This is a genomic window from Rhizobacter sp. (assembly GCF_031412075.1).
Lineage (GTDB): Bacteria > Pseudomonadota > Gammaproteobacteria > Burkholderiales > Burkholderiaceae_C > Rhizobacter.
Genome location: NZ_JANOCG010000636.1, coordinates 1 through 8,088 on the forward strand (window position 1 = coordinate 1; position 8,088 = coordinate 8,088).

An 8,088-nucleotide genomic window follows, 5' to 3' on the forward strand; every position below is an offset into this window, starting at 1 on the left:
CCCTCGCGCACGGCCTCGACGATGGTCGCGAAGTTGTCGTCGGCCAGGATCATCTTGGCCGCCTCTTTCGTCACCTCGGTGCCGGTGATGCCCATCGCAACGCCGATGTCGGCCGCCTTCAGTGCAGGAGCATCGTTGACGCCGTCGCCGGTCATGGCCACGATGTTGCCGTCGGCCTGAAGCGCGTCGACGATGCGCAGCTTGTGGGCGGGCGACACGCGCGCGTAGACCGAGGTGGTGCGCACCGCGGCGGCGAACGCTTCTCCGTTCAGTGCGTCGAGTTGCAGCCCGGTCAGGGCCGCAGCACCCGCCTCCACGATCCCCAGGTCGGCAGCAATGCGCGCGGCCGTTCGCGGGTGGTCGCCGGTGATCATGATCACGCGGATGCCCGCCCGGTGCGCCTCACGAATGGCCACCGCCGCCTCCTCACGCGGCGGGTCGATCATGCCGACCGTGCCCACGAAGATCAGGTCGCGTTCCAGCGATTCGGTGGCCGCAGGGTCCTCAGCGGGATCGAGGGGCCGGTAGGCGACGGCCAGCGTGCGCAACGCGGCGTCGGAAAGCAGGTCGACGTCGGCCAGCAAGCGCGCGCGCAGGGCGTCGTCCAGCGCCACGATCTCCAGCCCCACACGCGCGCGGTTGCAGCGGCCCAGCAGCACGTCGGGCGCCCCCTTGGTGATGAGCACGACCTCGTTCTCGTGTTCGTGGTCGCGCTCGATCGTCGTCATCAGCTTGCGCTCTGAGGTGAACGGGATTTCACCCACGCGTTCGAAGCGTTTTTCGCGCCGCTCCGTGACGCCCAGCTTGCGCTCGGCCACCAGGAAGGCGGCCTCGGTGGGGTCGCCGTGGATCTCCCACGCACCGCCCTCGGTCTGGCGCAGATCGGCGTTGCCGGCCAGGCTGCCGCCGCTCAGCATGACGATGTTTTCCGCGCGCAGCGGGCCTTCGGCGAGCGCCGCGCCCTCGTGCTCTACGCGGCCTTCAGGCGCGTAACCCACCCCGCTCACCTGCGTGGCGCCCGAGGCCGTCATCACCCGCTCGATGGTCATCTCGGAGCGGGTCAAGGTGCCGGTCTTGTCGGAGCAGATGACGGACGCCGAACCGAGCGTCTCGACCGACGACAAATTCTTGACGATCGCGTGGTGCTTGGCCATGCGCTGCACGCCCAGCGCCAGCACCACCGACAGGATCGCCGGCAAGCCTTCGGGAACGGCCGCCACCGCCAGCGCCACACCGAGCAACAGCACATGCACCACGTCAGCGGCAGAGCGGATCTCCGACACCAGCAGGATGGTTGCCACCACCACGGCGGCAATGACCACGACCGCGATGCCCAGCGACCGGCCGATGCGGGCGATTTCTTTCTCCAGCGGCGTCGGCTCCTCGGGGGTGGCCTCCAGCATCGCTGCGACCTGGCCCACCTGGGTGTCCATGCCGGTGGCCGTGACCACCGCGAGGCCCGTGCCCTGCGCCACCGCCGTTCCCTTGAAGACCATGTTGAGCTGGTCACCGAGGGCTACCGGCTGCGGCAAGGTCGCGGTGTCTTTGAGCACCGCCTCGCTCTCGCCCGTGAGCGCGGCTTCCAGCACACGCAGGGTCGACGCCTGAATCAGCCGCGCATCGGCGCCGACGGCATCGCCCTCGGCCAGCGCGAGCACGTCTCCGCACACCAGCTCGGCACTGGGCACGCGCTGCGGCTTGCCGTCACGCAGAACCGCAGCGGTCGCAGCCGTCATCTTGGCCAACGCCGCCACCGCGTTTTCGGCCTTGGCTTCCTGCACATGGCCGAGCACGCCGTTGAGCAGCACGATGGCCGCGATGACGAGGGCATCCACCGGCCAGCCGACACGGCCTTCGATCACCCAGGCGACGAGCGCGATCCCCACCGCAGCCAGCAACAGGTAGATCAGCGGGTCTTGGAACTGCGCCAGGATGCGTCGCCACACGGGTACCCGCGGCTTCGCACGCAGTTCGTTGCGCCCGTTCTGCACCAGACGGCTTGATGCTTCTTGCGCACTGAGCCCGCGCTCGATGTCGACCTCGAGTGCTTTCGCGACCTCGTCGCTGCTCACGACAGACGGATCGGCGAGCATCAGGGGGCGACCACCGCGTGCGTGTGGCGGGCGATCTGTTCGTCTTCTTGCGAGGGAAGAACCCGCACCGTGCAGCGCGGCGTGGCGTCGTCGAGCGTGATGCCGGCCCAGGCCAGGCCGCCGCAGACCGACGCGCGAACCTCGGCATCGTTTTCGCCGATACCGCCGGTGAAGACAAGCATGTCCACACCCTCCAGCACGGAAATCATGGCGGCGATCTGCTTGCGCACCGACAGGCAAAACATCTCGATGGCAAGCCTTGCGTCGGGGTTCGATGCAGCGGCCACATGCAGCTGCCGCATGCTGCTGGCAACGCCAGAAATTCCCAGCAAGCCGGAGCGGTGATCGACCAGATCTTCCAGCATGGCGGCGTCGTAGTTCTGGCGGCGCATCAGGTAGACGAGCAGGCCGGGGTCGAGGTCACCACTGCGTGTGCCCATGATCACGCCGCCGGTGGGGGTCAGGCCCATGCTGGTGTCGATCGATCTGCCGGCCTTGACAGCGGTGACGCTGGCGCCATTGCCGAGGTGGGCGATGACCAGGCGGTTCGGCACATCGTTTCCAAGTTGGCGAACGATGGATTCGAGCGAGAGCCCGTGAAACCCATAGCGCTGGATGCCCTGCGACTGCAACTCGCGCGCAATGGGCAGAACCCGGGCCACGTCGGGCATGTCTGCGTGAAAGCTGGTGTCGAAACACGCGACTTGTGGCAAACCGGCGAAGTGCACCTGGGCGAAGCGCATGACCGCCAGCGCGGCCGGTGTGTGCAGCGGCGCGAACGCCGCTGCCGCTTCGAGTTGCTGCAGCACCGCGCCGTCAATGCGGCCATGCTGGCGCAGCGTCGGGCCGCCGTGCACGACGCGGTGGCCGATGGCGTCCGGCGGCGGCAGGCCGGACTGCGCGAGAACCTGCGCCGCGCGAGGCATCGCGCCCTGAGGATCGGTGGTGGAAATGGTCTCGGCCAGCAGCGTCTCGACACCCGATGCGCCCACTCGGTACAGGCCAAACTTGAGCGAAGACGAACCGCTGTTCAGCGCAAGAATGTTCATCGTGCGCACGGCCACACCTTCACGGTGACCAACGCCAGTCGCGCACCTCGGGCATGTCGTCGCCGTGTTCGGCGATGTAGAGCTTGTGGCGCTCCATGGTCGTCCAGTAGCGCGCCGTTGCCTCGTCGACCTGCGCGCTGAAGCGGGGGATTCGCCGGATCGCGTCCAGCGCCAGCTGATAACGGTCGAGGTTGTTCAGCACGACCATGTCGAACGGGGTGGTGGTGGTGCCCTCTTCGTTGTAGCCGCGCACGTGGATGTTGTCGTGGTTGCGCCGCCGGTAGGTCAGCTTGTGGATCATCGCGGGGTAACCATGGAAGGCAAAGATCACCGGCTTGTCGGTGGTGAACATCTCATCGAAATCATGGTCCGACAAGCCATGGGGGTGCTGGTGCGGCGGCTGCAACACCATCAGGTCGACCACGTTGACGAAGCGAATGCGAATGTCGGGCACATAGCCGCGCAACAAGGTCACGGCTGCCAGCGCCTCGAGCGTGGGCACATCGCCGGCACACGCCATCACCACGTCGGGGTCCCACTGGTCGTTGCTGGCCCAGGCCCAGACGCTCGCGCCCACGCTGCAGTGGCGCACTGCCTCGTCGATGTTGAGCCACTGAGGCGCGGGTTGCTTGCCGGCGATGATCAGGTTGACGTAGTTGCGGCTGCGCAAACAGTGGTCGGCCACCGACAGCAGGCAGTTGGCGTCGGGCGGCAGGTAGATGCGCACGACGTCGGCCTTCTTGCTCGCCACGTGGTCGATGAAGCCCGGGTCCTGGTGCGAGAAGCCGTTGTGGTCCTGGCGCCAGACGTGCGAGGTCAGCAGGTAGTTCAGCGACGCGATCGGCTTGCGCCACGGAATCTGGCGGCAGACCTTCAACCACTTGGCGTGCTGGTTCATCATCGAATCGACGATGTGGATGAACGCCTCGTAGCACGAGAACAGGCCGTGGCGCCCGGTGAGCAGGTAGCCTTCGAGCCAGCCCTCGCACAGGTGCTCGCTCAGCACTTCCATCACGCGGCCGTCGGCGCTCAGGTGGTTGTCGCTCGGCGCCATCTCGGCCATCCATTGTTTGCCGGTGACTTCGAAGACGGCTTCCAGGCGGTTGGAGGCGGTTTCGTCCGGGCCGAACAATCGGAAGTTGCCATTCATGGCGTTGAACCGCATCACGTCGCGCAGGTAGGCGCCCAGCGCCCGCGTGGCTTCGGCTTCAACGCCACCCGGATGGGGCACCACCACTGCGTAATCCTGGAAGCCAGGCAAGGACAGCGGCTTCAACAGCGCACCCCCATTGGCATGCGGGTTGCACCCCATGCGGCGTTGCCCCGTCGGCGCGAGTGCCGCGAGCTCCTCGCGGAACTTGCCCTGTTCGTCGAACAGTTCCCGCGGCTTGTAGCTCTTGAGCCAGTCTTCGAGCTGCTGCAAATGCCCCGGCGTCTTGAACTCCGCAATCGGCACCTGGTGCGAGCGCCAGGTGCCTTCCACGGCCAAGCCGTCGACATGCTTCGGCCCCGTCCAACCCTTGGGCGTGCGCAGCACGATCATCGGCCAGCGCGGGCGCGCCGGTGTCTTCGTTGCGTTGGGCGATCTCGCTGCGTGCTGAAACTGGCGGATCTGCGCCAAAGCCGTGTCCAGCGCGCCGGCCAGCGCCTGGTGCACCAGCGCCGGATCGTCGCCCTCGACGAACAGCGGCTCGTGGCCATAACCGCGCATCAGGTCGGTGAGCTCGGTGCGGCTGATGCGCGCCAGCAGTGTGGGGTTGGCGATCTTGAAACCATTGAGGTGCAGGATCGGCAGCACCGCACCATCGCGCGCGGGGTTGAGGAACTTGTTGGAATGCCAGCTCGCCGCCAACGCGCCGGTTTCCGCTTCGCCGTCGCCCACGACGCAAGCCACGATCAGCTCCGGGTTGTCGAACGCCGCCCCGTAAGCGTGAGCCAGCGAGTAGCCCAGTTCACCGCCTTCGTGGATGGAGCCGGGCACCTCGGGCGACACGTGGCTCGGGATGCCTTGCGGCCAGGAGAACTGGCGGAACAGGCGCTGCAGCCCGTGGCCGTTGCGCTCGACCGCCGGGTAGTGCTCGGTGTAAGAGCCTTCGAGGTAGCTGTGCGCCACGATGCCCGGCCCACCGTGCCCGGGGCCGATGACATAGATCATGTTCAGGTCGTGCGCTTTGATGAGCCGGTTCAGATGAACGTAGATCAGGTTCAAACCCGGTGTCGTGCCCCAGTGGCCCAGCAGCCGGGGCTTGACGTGTTCGAGCGTGAGGGGCGATTCGAGAAGTGCGTTGTCTCGCAGATAAATCTGCCCGACCGACAGGTAGTTCGCCGCGCGCCAGTAGGCGTGCATCTTGCGCAGGGCGTCGGGTGTGAGGGAATCAGGCATGGAGGCCTCCGGTCAAGGGTGTTGGCGGTGTGGCGACCGACGCGTTTCGCCGTGTCGCGAGGCTCAGGCCGGTGCCCGCTGGTATTTCGGGAAGCTGGCGCCAGCCAGCGCTTCGAGGGCCGAGCCGACTCCGCACGCGTCCGGCAGTGCGCCCAGGATCTTCTTGAACAGCGGCTGGTACGCCGCGACCGCGTCGTGTCCGGCAAGCGGATCGCAATTCGCCAGAAACGCGTCGTCGAGCTCGGCCCAGTCACTGGGGCTCAGCAGCATCTCTGCGAGCGGCAGCACCTCGGTCTCCTCGATGTGCATGTGCCCAAGGTAGAAGCGCACATAAAGCGTCATGGCGGTCTCGAACGTCGCACCACGCGCTTGATGCTGGTCACCCTCGCCCATCATCTCGTAGCCGAGCAAGGCGTGTTCGAGCCCGCGGATCGCGTGTTCGCCGCGGTCATGGTCACGGTCGAGCCGGTCGAGCACAGCGTCGCCGTGCGCGCTGTGGCCGCGCAACTTCGGGAACAGCAGACGGCTTTCTTTCGGGTGGTGCAGCTGCTCCGGAAATTCGTCGACGTAGAACAGCATGGCGCGCAACGCGCCGAAATCGGGCAGCGTGCCGCGGCGCCGGTGCTCGGCAAGCAGCAGCAGAATCGCGCGCAGCATCGCCGAGAGCGCCCAGTGCTCATGAAGAATGATGGTCACGCTGGCGTGCGCCACAGTGCGTCTCCTGCATGATCTGATCCACCCAGCGTGCGCCGGTAGCCGCCAGCCCGGCTTGACGCAGATCAACAACGCAGGCTGACCGTTGGCAGGCGTCGGCAAGAGTTTGTTGCCAGCACAAGCCCGATTGCGCCTTGTGGTTGAACGCGACCGCCCCAGTTTCGACAAATCGAAACCCGCGGGACGCGAAGACTTCCACGCTGCGCGTAGCGGGATTCGCCCTCGGCGTGGCCCGGCGGCTTACGACATCCGCCGCCGGTTCGCGAGCTCGAAGGCCGATTGGCAGACCGTGCAGCGCTCGGCGGAAGGTTGGGCCAGCAGCCGTTGCGAAGGAATGTCGGCCCCACAGTCAACGCAATCACCGTAGCCGGTTGAGTCGAGTCGCTTCAAGGCAGACTGCACGGCCCCCAGCTCGTCCAGGTCGCGTTGCAGTTGCGCATCGGCCAGCTCATCGGCCTGCTGCAAGACGGACTGGTCGGCATGGCTCGTGACCTCCTGCGCCTCGCCGTTCAACGGCTCTGTCGGCTTGACGGCATCGATCTCCCCTCGCAGCGCCTGGCGCCGATCGAGCAGCAAGTGGCGCAAGGTCGAGAGCTGCGACAGGGTGGCTTGTTCCATGGTGAATCCTTTTGGTGCGAACACATTGATCAACCTGCATTCTTGAACTGCAGGGCCCGTTCGGGCTTGACCCATCTCAATACGGCGGGGCGTTCGCAAGGGGCATCTCCGGCTCGCATCGGTTGCGCTGAATCAAGGGTGGCAAGCGTTCCTGACTCGAAGATGCGGGCTTCAGCCGTCGGCACCACGCGCGCGTTGCAAGGCTCGTGGTGGGCGCCCAGGGCCCGCTGGCTTGCGGGCCATCAGGGTCGCCGCGTGTCGCCTCCGGCGAGGAAGGCTGTGTCGTCAACTCCCGTTCATCGGGCGCCCTGTCACCACCGCAGCCCGTGCGCCAGCGCCAACCGCGCGCACCGGATGCTGAGCCACGTCAAGGTCAGGCCATGCCAAAAGGCGGAGGATTGCTTCACCTTCAAGCGGCCGGCGCGCAGGCCACCTGGCGGGACCGACCCCGGAGCACTCAACGTGTACCACCCTATTCTGGTTCCCATCGACGCAGGCACCACGGCCGATCACGGCACTCACGCGGCGATTGGCCTGGCCGCCGAGTTGCACGCAAGCCTCCAGGTGCTTCACGATCTCAAGCGTGCGCTGGATCGCCTGCGCCGGCACAGCGACGATCTGCTCGCCACAGGCACGCACGGGCGCCGCGGCATGAATCGGCTGGCGATGGGTAACACGGTTGAAAGTCTCGCGCGGCGCACCACGTTGTCGTTGCCGATGAGGCGCCAGCCGGCCCGATCACAGGGCGCGCAGGAACGGCCCCGGTTCGTAAGCTGGACGATAGCTTTTGGAGAACTCTGATGCATGAGGCGCTGAGCGGTTTTGCCGCGTTGTTGATTGCTTGCGCCCCCGCCCGCGCCAACGAGGCGGAGTACCACGCCGCCATGCGCCAGCTCGCCACTGAAAGCGGTTGCATGAGTTGTCACGGCGTCCTGCCGCCTCCCGCAAGGGCCGATGGAATGCCACCGATTGCACCGGCGTGGCGCGACGTCGCCCTCAAATACAGAGACGACCCGGGCGCTTCAAATCGACTGACTCGCACGGTCATGACCGGCTCGAACCCAAGTTCCAGACACTGGGCGGGCAAGGTCAGCGATGTGACGATGCCGCCGAACGGTGCCGCCGTGACTGAAGCCGATGCACGCATGCTCGTCAACTGGATTCTCATACTGGTTCCGTGAGCGATTTTTGGCACGCGGTCGCGCTGGGTCGTCGTCACGATCGGACGGCG

7 protein-coding genes are annotated in these 8,088 nt (G+C 66.5%); 2 read left to right on the plus strand and 5 right to left on the minus strand.

Features of this window, described 5'->3' with window-relative positions:
* The 5 genes from RMO40_RS23440 to RMO40_RS23460 all read right to left on the minus strand — a co-directional run.
* Window positions 1–2,093, minus strand: a 2,093-nt coding sequence (locus tag RMO40_RS23440) for an HAD-IC family P-type ATPase (RefSeq protein ID WP_309726013.1), incomplete at its 3' end; no start/stop codon positions are given.
* The gene (locus RMO40_RS23445) at window positions 2,093–3,142 is read right to left on the minus strand and encodes an acetate kinase (RefSeq protein ID WP_309726018.1); all 1,050 of its coding nucleotides are present in this window, start codon (window positions 3,140–3,142) and stop codon (window positions 2,093–2,095) included. The genes RMO40_RS23440 and RMO40_RS23445, both read right to left, overlap by 1 nt.
* Before the next feature lie 19 nt (window positions 3,143–3,161).
* Window positions 3,162–5,525 carry a phosphoketolase gene (locus tag RMO40_RS23450; RefSeq protein ID WP_309726014.1) on the minus strand — a complete coding sequence of 788 codons (2,364 nt, stop codon included), beginning with the start codon at window positions 5,523–5,525 and terminating at the stop codon, window positions 3,162–3,164.
* Between the two features lie 63 nt (window positions 5,526–5,588).
* On the minus strand, window positions 5,589–6,221 hold the full coding sequence (locus RMO40_RS23455) for a hemerythrin domain-containing protein (RefSeq protein ID WP_309726015.1): 633 nt from the start codon (window positions 6,219–6,221) through the stop codon (window positions 5,589–5,591).
* Between the two features lie 258 nt (window positions 6,222–6,479).
* Window positions 6,480–6,881, minus strand: coding sequence for a TraR/DksA C4-type zinc finger protein (locus tag RMO40_RS23460; protein WP_309726019.1), 402 nt, complete (start codon window positions 6,879–6,881; stop codon window positions 6,480–6,482).
* A 330-nt stretch (window positions 6,882–7,211) separates the two neighbouring features.
* Here RMO40_RS23460 and RMO40_RS23465 point away from each other — a divergent pair, with 330 nt between their 5' ends.
* Both RMO40_RS23465 and RMO40_RS23470 read left to right on the plus strand, forming a co-directional pair.
* On the plus strand, window positions 7,212–7,658 hold the full coding sequence (locus RMO40_RS23465; protein ID WP_309726016.1) for a universal stress protein: 447 nt from the start codon (window positions 7,212–7,214) through the stop codon (window positions 7,656–7,658).
* Window positions 7,658–8,038: a c-type cytochrome gene (locus RMO40_RS23470; RefSeq protein ID WP_309726017.1), complete on the plus strand. Its 381-nt coding sequence runs from the start codon at window positions 7,658–7,660 to the stop codon at window positions 8,036–8,038. Before RMO40_RS23465 ends, RMO40_RS23470 begins: the two co-directional genes overlap by 1 nt.
* Window positions 8,039–8,088: the final 50 nt, after the last annotated feature.

Excerpts from the sequence above, each read along its gene's own strand:
- RMO40_RS23445 (WP_309726018.1), bottom strand. The coding sequence starts at position 3,142 with ATGAACATTCTTGCGCTGAACAGCGGTTCGTCTTCGCTCAAGTTTGGC.
- RMO40_RS23450 (WP_309726014.1), bottom strand. The coding sequence starts at position 5,525 with ATGCCTGATTCCCTCACACCCGACGCCCTGCGCAAGATGCACGCCTAC.
- RMO40_RS23465 (WP_309726016.1), top strand. The coding sequence starts at position 7,212 with ATGCTGAGCCACGTCAAGGTCAGGCCATGCCAAAAGGCGGAGGATTGC.
- RMO40_RS23470 (WP_309726017.1), top strand. The coding sequence starts at position 7,658 with ATGCATGAGGCGCTGAGCGGTTTTGCCGCGTTGTTGATTGCTTGCGCC.